This is a genomic window from Synechococcus sp. NB0720_010 (assembly GCF_023078835.1).
Classification (GTDB): domain Bacteria; phylum Cyanobacteriota; class Cyanobacteriia; order PCC-6307; family Cyanobiaceae; genus Vulcanococcus.
The window spans coordinates 2,181,175-2,195,166 of the sequence record NZ_CP090898.1 but is presented as its reverse complement, the minus strand read 5'-3'; the positions used below and the strand labels follow the sequence as shown (position 1 = coordinate 2,195,166).

The 13,992-nt window shown below is 64.5% G+C and carries 20 protein-coding genes; 13 read left to right on the top strand and 7 right to left on the bottom strand.

The genetic code is table 11. From position 1 onward, the window contains the following. Positions 1–80: 80 nt before the first annotated feature. The 3 genes from LY254_RS11610 to LY254_RS11600 are packed head-to-tail and all read left to right on the top strand — an operon-like array spanning position 81 to position 938. Positions 81–458, top strand: a complete 378-nt coding sequence (locus tag LY254_RS11610; RefSeq protein WP_247477292.1) for an Npun_F0494 family protein — start codon at positions 81–83, stop codon at positions 456–458. Positions 459–507: 49 nt separating this feature from the next. After that, positions 508–729, top strand: a complete 222-nt coding sequence (locus LY254_RS11605) for a type II toxin-antitoxin system HicA family toxin (protein ID WP_247479903.1) — start codon at positions 508–510, stop codon at positions 727–729. Then, on the top strand, positions 726–938 hold the full coding sequence (locus tag LY254_RS11600) for a type II toxin-antitoxin system HicB family antitoxin (protein WP_247477291.1): 213 nt from the start codon (positions 726–728) through the stop codon (positions 936–938). Before LY254_RS11605 ends, LY254_RS11600 begins: the two co-directional genes overlap by 4 nt. A gap of 58 nt (positions 939–996) precedes the next feature. On the opposite strand, the gene LY254_RS11595 is transcribed toward LY254_RS11600, so the two are convergent. Together LY254_RS11595 and LY254_RS11590 are read right to left on the bottom strand one after the other, a co-directional pair. Further along, complete coding sequence (locus LY254_RS11595) at positions 997–1,392, bottom strand: HEPN domain-containing protein (RefSeq protein WP_247477290.1); 396 nt, start codon at positions 1,390–1,392, stop codon at positions 997–999. Then, on the bottom strand, positions 1,379–1,729 hold the full coding sequence (locus LY254_RS11590; protein ID WP_247477289.1) for a nucleotidyltransferase domain-containing protein: 351 nt from the start codon (positions 1,727–1,729) through the stop codon (positions 1,379–1,381). The genes LY254_RS11595 and LY254_RS11590 overlap by 14 nt, the downstream gene beginning before the upstream one ends. A gap of 209 nt (positions 1,730–1,938) precedes the next feature. Between LY254_RS11590 and LY254_RS11585 the strand changes: the two genes are divergently transcribed. Next, positions 1,939–2,190, top strand: coding sequence for a hypothetical protein (locus LY254_RS11585; protein ID WP_247477288.1), 252 nt, complete (start codon positions 1,939–1,941; stop codon positions 2,188–2,190). A gap of 131 nt (positions 2,191–2,321) precedes the next feature. Here the strand turns inward: LY254_RS11585 and LY254_RS11580 are convergent, their stop codons facing one another. Next, entirely contained in the window at positions 2,322–2,519 is a 198-nt protein-coding gene (locus LY254_RS11580) for a type II toxin-antitoxin system death-on-curing family toxin (RefSeq protein ID WP_247479901.1), read from the bottom strand. Between the two features lie 185 nt (positions 2,520–2,704). Continuing rightward, entirely contained in the window at positions 2,705–2,899 is a 195-nt protein-coding gene (locus LY254_RS11575) for a hypothetical protein (protein WP_247477287.1), read from the bottom strand. Between the two features lie 109 nt (positions 2,900–3,008). Here LY254_RS11575 and LY254_RS11570 point away from each other — a divergent pair, with 109 nt between their 5' ends. Genes LY254_RS11570 through LY254_RS11555 form a run of 4 tightly spaced genes read left to right on the top strand, consistent with a single transcriptional unit; the run spans position 3,009 to position 5,394 of the window. After that, complete coding sequence (locus LY254_RS11570; protein ID WP_247479899.1) at positions 3,009–4,469, top strand: cobyric acid synthase; 1,461 nt, start codon at positions 3,009–3,011, stop codon at positions 4,467–4,469. Continuing rightward, complete coding sequence (locus LY254_RS11565; RefSeq protein ID WP_247477285.1) at positions 4,466–4,705, top strand: 2Fe-2S iron-sulfur cluster binding domain-containing protein; 240 nt, start codon at positions 4,466–4,468, stop codon at positions 4,703–4,705. Before LY254_RS11570 ends, LY254_RS11565 begins: the two co-directional genes overlap by 4 nt. A 60-nt stretch (positions 4,706–4,765) precedes the next feature. After that, positions 4,766–5,056 carry a nucleotidyltransferase family protein gene (locus tag LY254_RS11560; RefSeq protein ID WP_247477283.1) on the top strand — a complete coding sequence of 97 codons (291 nt, stop codon included), beginning with the start codon at positions 4,766–4,768 and terminating at the stop codon, positions 5,054–5,056. Continuing rightward, on the top strand, positions 5,053–5,394 hold the full coding sequence (locus LY254_RS11555; protein WP_247477281.1) for a DUF86 domain-containing protein: 342 nt from the start codon (positions 5,053–5,055) through the stop codon (positions 5,392–5,394). The genes LY254_RS11560 and LY254_RS11555 overlap by 4 nt, the downstream gene beginning before the upstream one ends. Positions 5,395–5,416: 22 nt before the next feature. On the opposite strand, the gene mnmA is transcribed toward LY254_RS11555, so the two are convergent. Next, a complete protein-coding gene (gene mnmA / locus LY254_RS11550; RefSeq protein ID WP_247479897.1) occupies positions 5,417–6,568 on the bottom strand; it encodes a tRNA 2-thiouridine(34) synthase MnmA in 1,152 nt (383 codons plus the stop codon). 94 nt (positions 6,569–6,662) lie between these two features. On the opposite strand from mnmA, the gene LY254_RS11545 reads away from it, so the two are divergent. Continuing rightward, complete coding sequence (locus tag LY254_RS11545; protein WP_247477280.1) at positions 6,663–8,276, top strand: NAD(P)H-hydrate dehydratase; 1,614 nt, start codon at positions 6,663–6,665, stop codon at positions 8,274–8,276. 111 nt (positions 8,277–8,387) lie between these two features. Continuing rightward, positions 8,388–9,317 carry an RNA polymerase sigma factor, RpoD/SigA family gene (locus LY254_RS11540; protein WP_247477277.1) on the top strand — a complete coding sequence of 310 codons (930 nt, stop codon included), beginning with the start codon at positions 8,388–8,390 and terminating at the stop codon, positions 9,315–9,317. Here the strand turns inward: LY254_RS11540 and LY254_RS11535 are convergent. Next, positions 9,314–9,541, bottom strand: coding sequence for a hypothetical protein (locus LY254_RS11535; RefSeq protein ID WP_247477276.1), 228 nt, complete (start codon positions 9,539–9,541; stop codon positions 9,314–9,316). The two genes, LY254_RS11540 and LY254_RS11535, sit on opposite strands and share 4 nt — an antisense overlap. A 70-nt stretch (positions 9,542–9,611) precedes the next feature. On the opposite strand from LY254_RS11535, the gene LY254_RS11530 reads away from it, so the two are divergent. Both LY254_RS11530 and LY254_RS11525 read left to right on the top strand, forming a co-directional pair. Next, entirely contained in the window at positions 9,612–9,782 is a 171-nt protein-coding gene (locus LY254_RS11530) for a hypothetical protein (protein ID WP_247477273.1), read from the top strand. Positions 9,783–9,791: 9 nt separating this feature from the next. Then, positions 9,792–10,706, top strand: coding sequence for a histone deacetylase (locus tag LY254_RS11525; protein WP_247477271.1), 915 nt, complete (start codon positions 9,792–9,794; stop codon positions 10,704–10,706). Positions 10,707–10,715: 9 nt separating this feature from the next. Here the strand turns inward: LY254_RS11525 and pdhA are convergent, their stop codons facing one another. After that, complete coding sequence (pdhA, locus tag LY254_RS11520; RefSeq protein ID WP_247477270.1) at positions 10,716–11,825, bottom strand: pyruvate dehydrogenase (acetyl-transferring) E1 component subunit alpha; 1,110 nt, start codon at positions 11,823–11,825, stop codon at positions 10,716–10,718. Positions 11,826–11,966: 141 nt separating this feature from the next. On the opposite strand from pdhA, the gene LY254_RS11515 reads away from it, so the two are divergent. Further along, positions 11,967–13,943, top strand: coding sequence for an IMS domain-containing protein (locus tag LY254_RS11515; RefSeq protein WP_247477269.1), 1,977 nt, complete (start codon positions 11,967–11,969; stop codon positions 13,941–13,943). Positions 13,944–13,992: the final 49 nt, after the last annotated feature.

Sequence of the window (13,992 nt, the reverse complement as noted above, 5' to 3'; positions counted from 1 at the left end):
GCTCGGCCCACTCTGGCAAGGGTCTCGGGCGGTAGGAGCCAGCTGATGACCACAATGAAGGGACCCCAGCGCTCCCGTTGATGCAGCCCCGCCTTAGCCAGCAGGAGCAACGGGCGCTGATCCGGGCCAGGCGGGCCGTGCGCTGCCTGCCCTTTCGGCGCCGCTTCTACGAGGAACTCGAGCGGGAGGCCCTCAGCAGCACCCAGCTCGCGGCTCGCTCCGACTGGACTGCCCTCAGCTGCCGGCGTCTCTCAGCCAACCACTGCGAAGACCTCCTGATCTGGTTGATCCAACTGGGGGTGCTACGCCGCGAGGTCGATGGCCAGGGCCTGACCGAACGGGTTCGCCTGACGCCCCTCGGGCGGGTCGTGCTCTCGGACTGGCCCGGGGAGATTCCCAGCGCCAGCCTCCCCTCCCGCCTGCGCCACTGGATCAAGCAGCACTGGCCGAGGCTCTAGCTCGGTCCTTCCGTGAGTTCACGGATGCCGGGGAGTGGGCTACTGGCTGATGGTGAACAACCAGCTCAGCCTCGATGCCGTGAAGGTTCGAGATGTCATCTCTCGACTGAACGCTGCCGGATGGACTCTGGTTGCAACGCGAGGCAGTCACAGGCAGTTCAAGCATCCAGACCGGCCAGGTCGCGTTACGGTTGCGGGTAAGCCAAGTGATGATCTCGCCACCGGCACCCTCAAAAGCATTGCGAAGCAATCGGGAGTGGCCCTGCCATGAATCAATCGTTCGCCGTTGTCATTGAGCCTGCCGGAGAGAACTTCTCGGCCTACGTACCGGACCTTCCCGGGTGCGTCGCAACAGCTGCAACACGTGAGGCGGTTCTGCAAGAGATCCGTTCCGCCATTCGTTTTCATCTTGATGGGCTGCAAGAAGAGGCGGAACCTCATCCGAGAGCCCATGCCTCGGTCGCGACGGTTGTGGTCTGAGACCGTCCTTCCGTGCGTTCACGGATGCCGGGGAGTGATGAACACGGGGCTAGTAGGGCTAATCCCCTGAGTCTCGGACCTTCAAAACGGCAAATGCATAGAGCTCTTTGATCAACAGCGGCCACCGAGAGCGGTCCTGGGGCTCCTCGAGCGGCAATTCGTCGTACCGAAAGATCTTGCCAAAAGGTGTGAACAGTTCCAGCTCTTGGAACTCCTGGGGCAGGACAAAACCCTGTGCCTCAAGAAGGTCAAGCAGAAGACCGATGCTGTGGCTCCGGGGATAGTCCAGCTTGGGAGAAGCCAGCAGAGCCTTGAGGCATTTCTCTGCGGCTTGTTGAGCGTGATACCCCAGGGTCTCGTCGGAGATCTCAGGATCGTTGATCAACTTTTCCAATACAGCCAGGTCTTGGGCTGCCTTACGCAGAAGAAGAAGCCCCTGATCAGAGGGAGTCATGCAGCACCCTGCCCTGATGGTGTGCGGTGAATTCAACAGTTCCCGGGATTGCAGAGCGTTCACGGAAGTGCTCCGCCGTCGTCACCACAACATCGACGGACATCAGAATTCCTCTCAGGGCTCTCTGGAGGCGCACCGTTTCTGCGTAGCGACTCTGCACCGATGGTTCAACCACGAGCAGATCCAGGTCATTGGCAGAGCTCAGCTCTCCCTTGGATGCAGATCCAAAGGCAATCAGGCGTAAAGGCGCTGCTGCCTTCACAAGACGGTCGACGGCTTCGAGGACTTTCTCCTCCGTCACCGACCAGGCCTCTTTAGAAAAACCGGAAGCGGCCACCGCTGCGTTGCGCTGAGCTCTGGTCAGGCTAGTGCCGACCTCAAACCTCATCGTGGTTCTGCAAGAAGAGGCAGCCCCTCGCCCGAGAGCCCATGCCTCGGTCGCGACGGTTTTGGTCTAACGCGACCCTTCCGTGCGTTCACGGATGCCGCCGACTGGTAATAGCGGAGAGCATCAAGAAACGACGCCCGAATGGCGCCGCTACGGTGATGGACAGCCCACCCGTTCTCGACCGCCAGGCCGCCGCCACCCTGATCGCAGGTGCCCTCCTGCTTGCAATTTCTTTTTTCAGCAACATTGGATATGGAGCACTCATCCACCTCAGAGCCGCCGCTCTGGATGAGCAGATCGGAGTATGTCTCCACCTTGCCGCTTTGGCGGCGCTTGTTGGCGATGCTGAACTGGCGACCCGTCTACGACATCGAGCAAGAAACGAGGAGATTGTGAGAGGCAAACAATAGGCTCGACGCCCTATTGCAGTTATCCGATTCCAACTGGCCGACACCTCCATCAGCCGACTCCAACGGAATGCTGCGCTGGCTTGATTCAGTTGGTCAATACCGGCTTAGTGACCTTTCAGAAGATCTGAGCATCAAACAGGAGCCTGATGCTCCACGAGCCATTGCGACAACGCTGAGCGATCCACAGTTCCCTCCGCAACAGACAAAACCAGCCTCTCCGCCTCGTCCACATCCACAACGAGTTGGAACCCATTGAGAACCATCACGACCTCCATCGCTGCGTGGCCAATGCGTTTATTGCCATCAACGAAAGGATGGTTCTGAATCAAAGAGAAGCCCAGACAGGCAACCTTCTCCCAAAAACCCGGGTACAAATCCTCGCCGGAGAAGCTCTACCACGGCTGAGCCAGAGCGGATTCGAGAAGGCCCAGATCCCAAAGACCCTCTGAACCACCACTCTGCTCAATCAATTGGCGGTGAAGAGCCAGGACCTCAGCCAAGGTCAACCAACGCATCAAGCCAAGCGGCGATACAGCTCTTTGTTTTTGGCAAGCACAAGCTGAGAGGCCGCCGCAAAGTCAGAAGCTGGCTCTGACACGAAATCGCGCACCACAGCAGCAGCCAACTCTGCTTCGCTGACGTGCAACTGTTCATCGGCAGCGGCCAGCGCCTTGGCCTGCTGATCAGACAGTTCAATCGCCAACGTCATCCCTTGGCTCTCGCTGTACTACTACGGTTGATCTTGGCACCACCTAGTCAGTTTTAGGTTGCGGCCACAGCTCTACCGCTCTTTGCCCGCCCCCAACCCCACCCCCTTGATGGTGCTGGGCACCAGCAGCGGTGCCGGCAAGTCCCTGATGACGGCCGCCCTCTGCCGGGTGCTGCGGCGCCGGGGGGAGACACCCCTGCCCTTCAAGGGGCAGAACATGAGCAACAACGCCTGGGTGGATCAGGCCGGCGGCGAGATGGCCTACTCCCAGGCCCTGCAGTCCTGGGCGGCGGGACTGGAGCCCGCCTGTGCCATGAACCCCGTGCTGCTCAAGCCCCAGGGGGACAGCACCAGCGAGGTCATCCACCTGGGGCAGTCGGTCGGGAACTGCCGCGCCGAGCACTACTACCGCGATTGGTTCCGCCCCGGCTGGGCCGCCATTCGCCAGGGCCTCAGCGACCTCAAGGCAAGCCACCCCGGCGGGCGACTGGTGCTGGAGGGGGCCGGCAGTCCGGTCGAGGTCAACCTGCAACCCCGGGACCTGACCAACCTGCGCCTGGCCCAGTACCTGCGGGCCAACTGCCTGCTGGTGGCCGACATCGAACGGGGCGGCGTCTTTGCCCAGTTGGTCGGCACCCTGGCGCTACTGCGGCCGGTCGAGCGTCCGCTAATTCGGGGTCTACTGATCAACCGCTTCCGTGGGCGCCGCGAACTCTTTGATGAGGGCCGCCGCTGGCTCGAGGCCAACACCGGCATCCCCGTACTCGGCGTCATGCCCTGGCTGGATGAACTCTTCCCCCCGGAGGACTCCCTCGATCTGCTGGAGCGCCGCGGCCGCAAACGCGGGGCCGAGCTGGAGATCGCCGTGCTCAAGCTGCCCTCGCTGAGCAACTTCTCCGACCTCGACCCCATCGAGGCTGAGCCCACTGTGCAGCTCAACTGGATTGCACCGGGCCAGGAACTGGGGCGCCCTGATGCCGTGGTGGTGCCCGGCAGCAAACAAACCCTGCGGGACCTGGCGGCCCTACAGGCCAGTGGCCTGGGGGAGCAACTCTCGGCCTATGCCTCCCAGGGCGGAGCCGTGCTGGGTATCTGCGGCGGCATGCAACTGCTGGGGCGCGAACTGCTTGATCCCCAGGGACTGGAAGGGGGTGCCGGCTCGAGCCACGGCGGCCTAGGGCTCCTGCCACTGCGCACGGTCTTTGGAGAGGTCAAGGCGCTGCGGCAATGCAGCAGTCCGGCGCGATGGCCCCAAGGATCAGAGCCTGCGCTACTGGAGGGCTTTGAACTGCACCGGGGAGCCACCAAGGCGATCGAAGCGTGCGAGACCCTGGCAGAGAATGAGTCCCTGGGCTGGGTCTCAGGCCGTATCGCCGGCACCTATCTCCATGGTGTGTTTGAGAGTGGCCCCTGGCGGCGGCGCTGGCTCAACCAGCTCAGGGCGCGTAAGGGGTTGCCATTGCTTAGTGAACGCCAACCCCACCACAGCCGTCAGCGGGAGGCACTGCTCGATCGCCTCGCCGATGCCTTCGAGCAACACGTCAACCTGGAGCCCCTGCTCAAGCCATGAAGGACGTCCTGATCCAGTGGCCCAATGGACAGCAGACCCGCTGCAGTGCGGGGAAGGATTGGCTGCAGGCTGCACGCGAGGCCGGTTTCTCAATCCCCACGGGCTGCCTCGGCGGCAGTTGTGGCGCCTGCGAAATCGACGTCAACGGCAAGACCATCCGGGCCTGCATCGCCACCGTTCCCGCCAGCAAAAGCGGTCAACTGAGCGTGGAGCTGGCGACGGATCCCTACTGGTGAGCACCAAGCAGAAAGGATTCAGAGGCAACCCGTAGGCTTAAGTCACGCTCGGCAGAGCAGATGCGGCTTTCAGAACTTCAGGCCCTCACTCCAGAACTGCAGCTGATCGCAGCGCGCTATGGCGCCTCCAACATCGCTGTGTTTGGCTCCGTGGCCCGCGATGAAGCGACAGCAACCAGTGATATCGATCTTCTGGTTGATCTGCCCCAAGGCACGAGCCTTTTTGAGCACGCAGAGTTCAAGCAGGACTTGGAAACCCTGCTCCAGCACAGCGTCGATCTGATCCGTCGCCGCAACCTCAAACCAAGCCTGCGTGATCGCGTCGAGGCAGACGCCATTCCCCTGGCATGACCCCATCGGATCAAGACGCCCTCAACGACATCCTTGCGGTGATCGAGCGTGCCCTGGGATTTCCGATTGCAGATTTCGATGCGCTGGAGCGGACGGACTATCTGCAGGACGCACTCATCCGATGCCTGGAAGTCATGGGAGAAGCCGTCAAACGGATCAGCTCTGAATTGCGCGATGCTCACAGCGATCTGCCTTGGCGCGGCATGGCAGGAATGCGCGATCTCCTGATCCATGCCTACGACAAGGTGGACCTTGAGGAGGTCTGGCAGGCCTATCGGCAATTCCCCTGGATCCGAGACCGAGTCCTCGAAATCCTCAGTACAGAGACAACGAGCTGAAACAGTCGCAATTCGCCGATCCCTACTGGTGATCGCGCTGAATTAAGCCACCCCCCAGCACCATCTCGCCGGCGTAGAACACCGCCGCCTGGCCCGGGGTGATCGAGAACTGCTCCTCGGCGAACTCCAGGCGGCAGCGGTGCGGTCGGTCGGCCGCGCGGTCGGAATCGGTCTCCGGCAGGGGAATCAGTCGGGCCTGCTGGGGTCCACTGCGGTAGCGCACCTGCACCTCCACATCGAGCGGCTCAGTGGGTGGCGCGATGGAGACCCAGTTGACCGCGCCCACCACGGCCTCGCCGCGGGCCGCATCCCGGCGGGGGGCCACCACCACCTGATTCATCGCGCCATCCAGGCGGACCACATGCAGCGGCTCACTCCAGGCCACGCCCAGGCCCTTGCGCTGGCCAATCGTGAAGTGCTCGATGCCGTCGTGCTCGCCCACCACCTGGCCATCGGCCAGCACGATCTGCCCCGGCCGTGGCGGCAGGTAGGCATCCAAGAAGGCCTTCATCGAACCGTGGTGGTCCGCCAGACAGAGGTCCTGGCTCTCGGGCTTCTGGGCCGTGCGCAGCCCATGACGATCCGCCTCCAGGCGGGTGTCGGGCTTGGTCAGCTCGCCCAGGGGAAACACCAACCGACCCAGGGCCTCCTGGGGCAGGTCATAAAGGAAATAACTCTGGTCCTTGCGCTCGTCCAAGCCGCGCAGCAGCTGATGGCGACCGTTCTCGCTCTGATCGCCATGGCGCACCCGGGCGTAGTGCCCCGTGGCGATCCGATCGATGTTCCGCTCCTCCTTGGCCCAGCGCAACATCGGCCCGAACTTCACCTCCCGATTGCAGCGCGAGCAGGGCAGCGGTGTGACACCGGCCTCGTAGCCCTGCACCAGGAAATCAACGATCTGCTCCTTGAAGTGCTCGCGGAAATCCACCACGTGGTGCGGCACCTCCAGCTGCTCGCAGACCCCAGCGGCATCCACGAGACCCTCGGCGCAGCAGGCGCCCTTACCGCTCATCAGCCAGAGGGTCAGCCCCTCCACCTCCCAGCCGGCCTCCACCAGCAGGGCCGCCGTCAGGGAGCTGTCCACTCCGCCGGACAGCCCCACGGCCACCCGGTGCTCCCCCGGCCACTGGCGCAGACGCTCAATCGCCAGCGCCCCCGCCTCCGTTGCCGCCACGGAGGCCTCAGATGCAACGGGAACAGCGGAGAAGCGCGCCAATGCCAACGGTGGCTGTTCTCTCCATCATGGAACTGACGCCGTCAGTGCTGTTTTGGCCTCGTCCTGTTGGCCCCCACGCGACGCCGAGCACCTGCTGGTCAGCGGCCAGCAGATGGCCGGACTCGAGCAGGTGCTCTTCGAGCACGGCCTGCCGGTGGAGGCGCTGATGGAGAAGGCCGCCCTGGCCATCAGCCGGCGGCTGCAGGACCCCGATCTCTGGCCAGAGCTTCAAGCGCGGGGGGCGCTGGTGCTGGTCGGCCCCGGCCACAACGGCGGCGATGGCCTGGTCATCGCCCGGGAGCTGCAGCTCGCAGGCATCCCCGTACGGCTCTGGTCTCCCTTTGAACGGCGCAAGCCCCTCACCGAGAACCACCTGCGCCATGCCCTCTGGCTGGGAATTCCCCAGCTGGGCAGCCCGCCCGACCCGAGTGATCCGGCCCTCTGGATCGATGCGCTCTTTGGCATCGGCCAAAGCCGGCCCCCGGGAGAGGCCCTGGAGTCCCTGCTGGCCCAGCGCCAACGGCAACAACCCCAGCGGCTGATCGCCATCGACGGCCCCACAGGCCTCTGCGCCGATCGTGGCCTGCCCCTGGGTCAGACCGCCGCCACCGCCGGGCTGACCCTGAGCATCGGCCTGATCAAACAGGGGCTCATCCAAGACAGCGCCCTGGCCTGGACCGGAGCACTGGAGCGCATCGACCTGGGGCTTCCCATGGCTCTACTGGAGCAACTGCCCGCGCAGCAGCCCCGGGGCCTGAGCCCCAGCGACCTCGATGGCGCCCCCTGGCCCACGCCCGCTGCCGCGGCCTCGAAATACCAGCGGGGGCGCCTCCTGGTCGTCGCCGGCAGCGACGCCTACCGCGGTGCCGCCCTGCTCGCTCTGCTGGGGGCCAGCGCCAGTGGCCTCGGCAGCCTGCGGGCCGCCGTCCCCGTGGCCGTCGCCGATCAGCTCTGGAGCCAGCTCCCCCATGCGGTGCTCTCCGCCCGGCTGCCCAGCCGCGGCGATGGGTACCTGGATCTCAGCGCGCTCGCCCCCTCAGCCCTGGAGCGGCTCGATGCCCTGGTCATCGGCCCGGGCATCGGCAACACGACAGACGATGCAGCGATCTGGGAGACGCTGCAGGCTTTCCCTGGCCTACTGGTCCTCGATGCCGATGGCCTCAACCGCCTCGCCCAGCGCGCCGCCCTTCCCTGGCTGCGAGGCCGCTCGGGCCCCAGCTGGCTCACCCCCCATCCCGGCGAATTTCAGCGCCTCTTCCCCGATCTCACCGGACTGCCGCCGCTGGAGGCCTGCGCGGCGGCGGCCCAGCAGAGCGGCTGCTCCGTGCTGCTCAAGGGGGCCCGGAGCGTCATTGCGGATCCCAGCGGAGAGCGCTGGCAGCTCAGGAGCGCCAGCAGCCATGCCGCCCGCGCAGGCCTGGGCGATGTCCTTGCGGGCTACGCCGGAGGACTGGGCGCCCTCGCGCAGGCCAGCGGCGCCGGCTGCAGTGGTTCCTTGCTCGCCCTGGCAGCCCTGGCCCACGCCAGCGCCGGGCTGCAAGTCAGCACGCTGCACGGCATCGGCGCTGCTACACCGCATCAGATTGCCGAAATGTTGGCCGCGATGGAGAGAAAAACGAAGTCAGGGATTGTTAACAGAATCCGCAGCGGCCAGTTGTGCACCTGAGTCTCAAAAGTGTTGTGATCTTTCGTATCTCAAAGCTGAAGCGTTACTGAAATCCCAGCACTTTCAAAAAAAGCCATAGGAGATTCTTCCCACCTTTCAACAGGAGCCTCTATGGCAGCCGCCACCAGCTCCAACACCAGCAGCAGTCGGCGCCGCAGCAGCGATCCGATTAGTTGGTACCTCTCAACCATTGGTCGGGTGCCCCTGCTGACGCCCGCGGAAGAAATCGAACTCGGCAATCAAGTGCAAGCGATGATGCGGCTTGCCGAAGAAGACAAAGGCGAGGCCTATACAACGCATGAAAAGAAGATCATGCGTGTGGGCAAGCGCTCCAAAGAGCGCATGATGAAAGCCAACCTGCGCCTGGTGGTCAGCGTCGCCAAGAAATACCAAGGCAAGGGCCTGGAACTGCTCGATCTGATCCAGGAGGGCTCCCTGGGCCTCGAGCGCGCCGTGGAGAAATTCGACCCCACCCGCGGCTACAAGTTCTCGACCTATGCCTTCTGGTGGATTCGCCAGAGCATGACCCGGGCGATCGCCTGTCAGTCGCGCACCATCCGCCTGCCGGTGCACCTCTCCGAGCGCCTCACCGCCATCCGCAAGGTCAGCCTTGAGCTGGCCCACAAGCTCGGTGCCATGCCCAGCCGCAAGGAAATTGCGGAAGAGATGGACATGCCTCTCGATGAGCTGGATTCCCTGCTGCGCCAGGCCCTCACCACCTCCAGCCTGGATGCCCCGGTGAACGGAGAAGAAGGGCGCAGCTTCCTCGGCGATCTCATTGCCGATCAGAGCAACAGCGAGCCCCTCGATCAGGTCGAGCGCGGCATCCATCAAGAGCAGCTGGGACGCTGGCTCAGCCACCTCACCGACCAGGAGCGTCAGGTGCTTGAGCTGCGCTTTGGCCTGGAAGGGGAGGAGCGCCACACCCTCGCTGAAATCGGCCGCATGCTCGAGGTCTCCCGCGAGCGGGTGCGCCAGGTCGAACTCAAGGCCCTACGCAAGCTGCGTCACCTCACCCGCCGCCTGCCCACCGCCATCTAGGACTCCGTCGCTGCCGGGGTTGGCGCTGCGGGCAGCTCCGAGCCGGAAATACAGAAGCTGTTAAGGGCCTTGCTCTTGCTCACGGGGCTGGTCTTGAGCTGGGCCATCAGCATGTCGCGGGACTTCTGACAATCCGCGAAGGTCTTCATCGGCAGGGATTGCATCGCCGTGCCGCCGTGGACGGATCCGGACCAAAACAAGATCACCAGCCAAACCGGAGCCATCGAGATCCCTTGATTGCACTCCTTTGTAGCCCGGTTTCCGCCAGACTTCGCGCACCAACGCTTACCCGCAATGCTCGGCGGAGAGGACAGCCTTCCGATCACCCTGCGGCTCTCGGAGCCGGTGATCAAGGAGCTCGAGCTCTTGATGCAGCAACTGCAGCTCGATGACATGGGGCTGCTGGTGGATCGCCTGCTGCGGGAGTCCCTCTTCGACGAAGAGTTCGACGGCGACGAGGACTGATCACCCCCGGTGCGCCTGCCGCTCGTCTACCACCCGGCCTACTCGGCCCCTCTGCCCAGTAGCCATCGCTTCCCGATGGCGAAGTTCAAGCTCCTGCGTGCCCTGCTCGAGGAGCAGGGCCTGGCGAGGGAGGAGCAGATCCATACCCCCCTTCCGGTGCCGCGGCGCTCACTGGAGCTGATCCATAGCCGCCGCTACCACCAGGCCTTCGCCCGCGGGGAGCTGCTGCCCGCGGAGCAGCGCCGGATCGGCCTGCCAGCCACAACCCCCTTGGTGCAGCGCACCTGGCTGGCGGTGGGAGGGTCGCTCCTGACCGCCCGCCTGGCCCTCCAACACGGCGTCGCCTGCCACCTCGCCGGGGGAACCCACCACGCCTACCCCGACCACGGCAGCGGCTTTTGCATCTTTAACGACTTCGCCGTCGCCGCCCAGGTCCTGCTGGCAGAAGGCCAGGTCCAGCGCCTGATGATCATCGATCTGGATGTGCATCAAGGGGATGCCACCGCGTCGATCTTCCGCGATGAACCGCGGGTCTTCACCCTCTCGGTCCACTGCGGCAGCAACTTCCCCCTGCGCAAACAACAGAGCGACGTCGACCTCGCCCTCGACGATGGTCTGGGGGATGACGCCTATCTGGAGTCAATCGGCGATCTCATCCCAACTCTCCTGGATCAAGAGCAACCGGATCTGGTGCTCTACAACGCCGGCGTCGATCCCCACCGGGAAGACCGACTCGGTCGGCTGAACCTCACGGATCAGGGCCTACTCAACCGCGACCGCCTCGTCCTGGACAGCTGCCTGCGCCGCAACATCCCGGTCGCGACGGTAATCGGCGGCGGCTACGACGCGCTCACGCCGCTGGTGCTGCGCCACGGCCTGGTCTTTCGCGCCGCCAGCGAGCAAGCCCGCTTGCACGGGCTCTAGGGCTGCCGCTCAGTCTTCCGCCCAGATGTAGCGGGTCAGTTCCTCGGGCTTGGGTTCTGGGGCCGACAGGGCGAACTCCACGCAATCGGCCACCTCGGCGTCGATCTCCTTCTCGATTCCCTTGAGCTCCTCGGTGGTCGCCAGGTTGTGCTCGATCAGGTGCGCCGCCAAGCGCTTGATCGGGTCCCGCTGGGCCCAGAACTCCTTCTCGGCCTCAGCCCGCAACTCGTCGGGGTCCGCCAGGGAGTGACCGCGGAAGCGGTAGGTCAGGCACTCCAGCACCGTGGGGCCCTCGCCTGCCCGGGCCCGTTCGATCGCACGCTGGGCAGCACCGCGAACGGCCAGGACATCCATACCGTCCACCTCTTCACCGGCCATGCCGAAGGCTGCGGCCTTGCGCCAGATCTCCGGATCACTGGTGGCGCGGTTGTGGTCCATACCAATGGCCCACTTGTTGTTCTCGACGACAAACAAGATCGGCAGCTTCCAGAGCGCCGCCATGTTCAAGCACTCGTAGAACTGGCCGATGTTGCAGGTGCCATCGCCAAAGAAGGCGGCGGTCACCGCATCGCTGCTGGAATCCCCCAGGGCATCGCGCTTGTAGCGGCTGGTGAAGGCGGCACCTAGGGCCACGGGAATGCCCTCACCAATGAAGGCATAGCCACCCAGCAGGTGGTGCTCCTTGGAGAACAGGTGCATCGAACCGCCGCGGCCCTTGCTGCAGCCGGTCTCCTTGCCGAACAACTCGCTCATCACCTCGCGGGCCGGCACGCCGCAGCTCAGGGCATGCACGTGATCGCGGTAGGTGCTGCAGAACCAGTCGTGCTGCATCTTCATCGCCTTGATCACCCCCGTGCTCACGGCCTCCTGGCCGTTGTAGAGGTGAACGAAGCCAAACATCTTGCCGCGGTAGTACATCTCGGCGCACTTGTCTTCGAAGCGCCGACCGAGAGTCATGTCGCGGTAGAGCATCAACCCCTCATCCCGGGTCACCGTCGCCGGCGTCGAGGGATAGAGATTCATCAGCCGCTCGGCATGCAAGCCGACCTGATTGACATCGGCGGAGCAGGAGGGAGCACCACTGGTGGCGACGCCCTGTCCAAGATCGGCCTGTGTCATGGCTGAGGTCCTGCTCTCCGGGGACTCTGATGCTGGCCTGACTGTACGGGGTCCATCTCCAAAAGGTGCACGAAGGACGGCCAAAACCGAAGACTCTGCCTACAGTCACGTCCGATTAGCGCCCGCCAATCCGAGCTCAATTTGGAACTGCCGATCGACCACTTCCGCCTACTCGGCGTGAATGCCAGCTCCGACCGGCAGAGCGTGCTGCGAACCCTGCAGCAGCGTCTTGATCGCGCGCCAGACCAAGGCTTCACCCAAGACACTCTCCAGGCCCGGGCCGAGCTGCTGGAAGCCAGCGCCGACCTGCTGAGTGACGAAACCCGCCGCCAGGCCTATGAGCGGGAACTGACGGCCATTGCGGACAACGCCAACGGTTCCATCGCCGCCCTGGAGATTCCGCCCTCCCGTGAGGTCGGCGGTCTTCTCCTCTTAATGGAGGCCGGCCAAGCCCAGGAGGCCTTCGACAGCGCCGCCCGCGGGCTTCAGCCACCCCAAGCACCCGCCCTGGGCAGCAGCCGCGAAGCCGACCTGACCCTGTTGGCTGGCTTGGCCTGCCAGGGCACTGCTCGGGATTACCGCGACCAACGCCGCTATGAGGCGGCCGCCCTGACCCTGCAGCAGGGTCTGCAGCTGCTGCAACGCATGGGCCAACAGGCCGAACAGCGCCGAAAGCTCGAGCAGGACCTCAAGGAACTCCTCCCCTACCGGGTGCTGGATCTGATCAGCCGCGATCTCTCCGCCAGCGGCTCGCGCCAACAGGGTATTGCGCTGCTGGAGCAGCTGGTGCAGCAACGGGGCGGTCTCGAGGGCCACGCCGATCTGACCTTCCCCCAAAGCGAGTTCCAGCCGTTCTTCAAGCAGATCCGTCAGTTCCTGACGGCCCAGGAGCAGGTGGAACTGTTCAGCCGCTGGGGCGATGCCGGCTCAGCCACCGCTGACTTTCTCGCCAGTTTTGCCCTCACGGCCTCGGGCTTCTCCCAGCGCAAGCCCGAGCGGATTCTCGAGGCCTACGAACGCCTGAAGAACAGCGGCCAGCCGGGCATTGAGGTCTTCCTCTCCTGCCAGCAACTGCTGCTCGGTCAGGTAGACGAAGCGGAGCGCCTCTTTGATCTCGGGGCGGATGCCGCCCTGAAGCAGTGGGCCCTGGAACAGGGGGACGACCCCCTGGCCCGCCTCTGCGCCTACTGCCGTGACTGGCTCACCCGCGAGGTGCTCGAGGGATTCCGCGACATCGACGTCGACGCCAACCTCGATGCCTGGTTCGCTGACCGGGATGTCCAGGCCTACATCGATCAACAGGACCGCATCCGCGGCCGCCAGTTCAGTGCCAAGACCAGCCTCGAGACACCAGCGACCGCCGAGACCAGCAGCCCCTTCGGCGATTGGCCGAGCTTCGACCTTTCAGGCAGCTCCGATAGCCCCAGCAGCTTTGAGTCGCTGGAGCAGGAGAGCGAGGAGGACGATGACGAGCTCTGGGATGGCCCCCGCTGGAGGCTCCCCGATCTCCAATGGCCCCAACTCGGCGGCCTGAACGAACGGCTGCAGGCGCTCCCCAGCTGGGGGTTGCCGGTTGGTGCGGCCGTCGCTGCCCTCGTCCTTGGCTTCGGCGGCTGGATGGCTCTGAAACCACGGGTCAGTGAGGTGGAAACGGCCGCCAGCAGCGCCCTGGTTCAACCCGAAACCCCAGCACCAGCGCCGCTCGAAGCCCCCTTCCCGCTCAAGGCCCCCGACCCCAGTGCCGGCCAACTGCAGGGCCTACTGGAGGCCTGGTTAACGGAAAAAGCCGCGGTGCTCGCCGGTGGAGCCCCCAGCGAATCCCTGGCTGATCTGGCCAGCAGCGATCAAATCCAGCGTCTGCAGCGCCAAAGCCAGGCCAACCGCCAGCGCGGAGCCACTGAAACCGTCAAGACCACCATCACCGGCTTCAAGGTCAGCGACCGCTCCCCCGTCCGCATCGCTGCCCAGGTGGTCCTGACCTACAGCGATGAACGCAAGAGCAGCACCGGTCAGGTCCTGAGCAGGACTCCTGAGATGACCCTGCGCAACACCTACATCTTTGGCCGCAGGAACGGCAGCTGGCAGCTCGTGGCCTACAAACCCACCGCCAAGAACTGACGCGCCCGACCCGCTGCCGAGACGGTCGCTTTTTACGATCACTCGATCA

What these genes read in the sequence shown, in the direction of transcription:
- LY254_RS11610 (WP_247477292.1), top strand. Translation starts at nt 81, where the DNA reads ATGCAGCCCCGCCTTAGCCAGCAGGAGCAACGGGCGCTGATCCGGGCC.
- LY254_RS11605 (WP_247479903.1), top strand. Translation starts at nt 508, where the DNA reads ATGGTGAACAACCAGCTCAGCCTCGATGCCGTGAAGGTTCGAGATGTC.
- LY254_RS11600 (WP_247477291.1), top strand. Translation starts at nt 726, where the DNA reads ATGAATCAATCGTTCGCCGTTGTCATTGAGCCTGCCGGAGAGAACTTC.
- LY254_RS11595 (WP_247477290.1), bottom strand. Translation starts at nt 1,392, where the DNA reads ATGACTCCCTCTGATCAGGGGCTTCTTCTTCTGCGTAAGGCAGCCCAA.
- LY254_RS11585 (WP_247477288.1), top strand. Translation starts at nt 1,939, where the DNA reads ATGGACAGCCCACCCGTTCTCGACCGCCAGGCCGCCGCCACCCTGATC.
- LY254_RS11575 (WP_247477287.1), bottom strand. Translation starts at nt 2,899, where the DNA reads ATGACGTTGGCGATTGAACTGTCTGATCAGCAGGCCAAGGCGCTGGCC.
- LY254_RS11570 (WP_247479899.1), top strand. Translation starts at nt 3,009, where the DNA reads ATGGTGCTGGGCACCAGCAGCGGTGCCGGCAAGTCCCTGATGACGGCC.
- LY254_RS11565 (WP_247477285.1), top strand. Translation starts at nt 4,466, where the DNA reads ATGAAGGACGTCCTGATCCAGTGGCCCAATGGACAGCAGACCCGCTGC.
- LY254_RS11560 (WP_247477283.1), top strand. Translation starts at nt 4,766, where the DNA reads ATGCGGCTTTCAGAACTTCAGGCCCTCACTCCAGAACTGCAGCTGATC.
- LY254_RS11555 (WP_247477281.1), top strand. Translation starts at nt 5,053, where the DNA reads ATGACCCCATCGGATCAAGACGCCCTCAACGACATCCTTGCGGTGATC.
- LY254_RS11540 (WP_247477277.1), top strand. Translation starts at nt 8,388, where the DNA reads ATGGCAGCCGCCACCAGCTCCAACACCAGCAGCAGTCGGCGCCGCAGC.
- LY254_RS11535 (WP_247477276.1), bottom strand. Translation starts at nt 9,541, where the DNA reads ATGGCTCCGGTTTGGCTGGTGATCTTGTTTTGGTCCGGATCCGTCCAC.
- LY254_RS11530 (WP_247477273.1), top strand. Translation starts at nt 9,612, where the DNA reads ATGCTCGGCGGAGAGGACAGCCTTCCGATCACCCTGCGGCTCTCGGAG.
- pdhA (WP_247477270.1), bottom strand. Translation starts at nt 11,825, where the DNA reads ATGACACAGGCCGATCTTGGACAGGGCGTCGCCACCAGTGGTGCTCCC.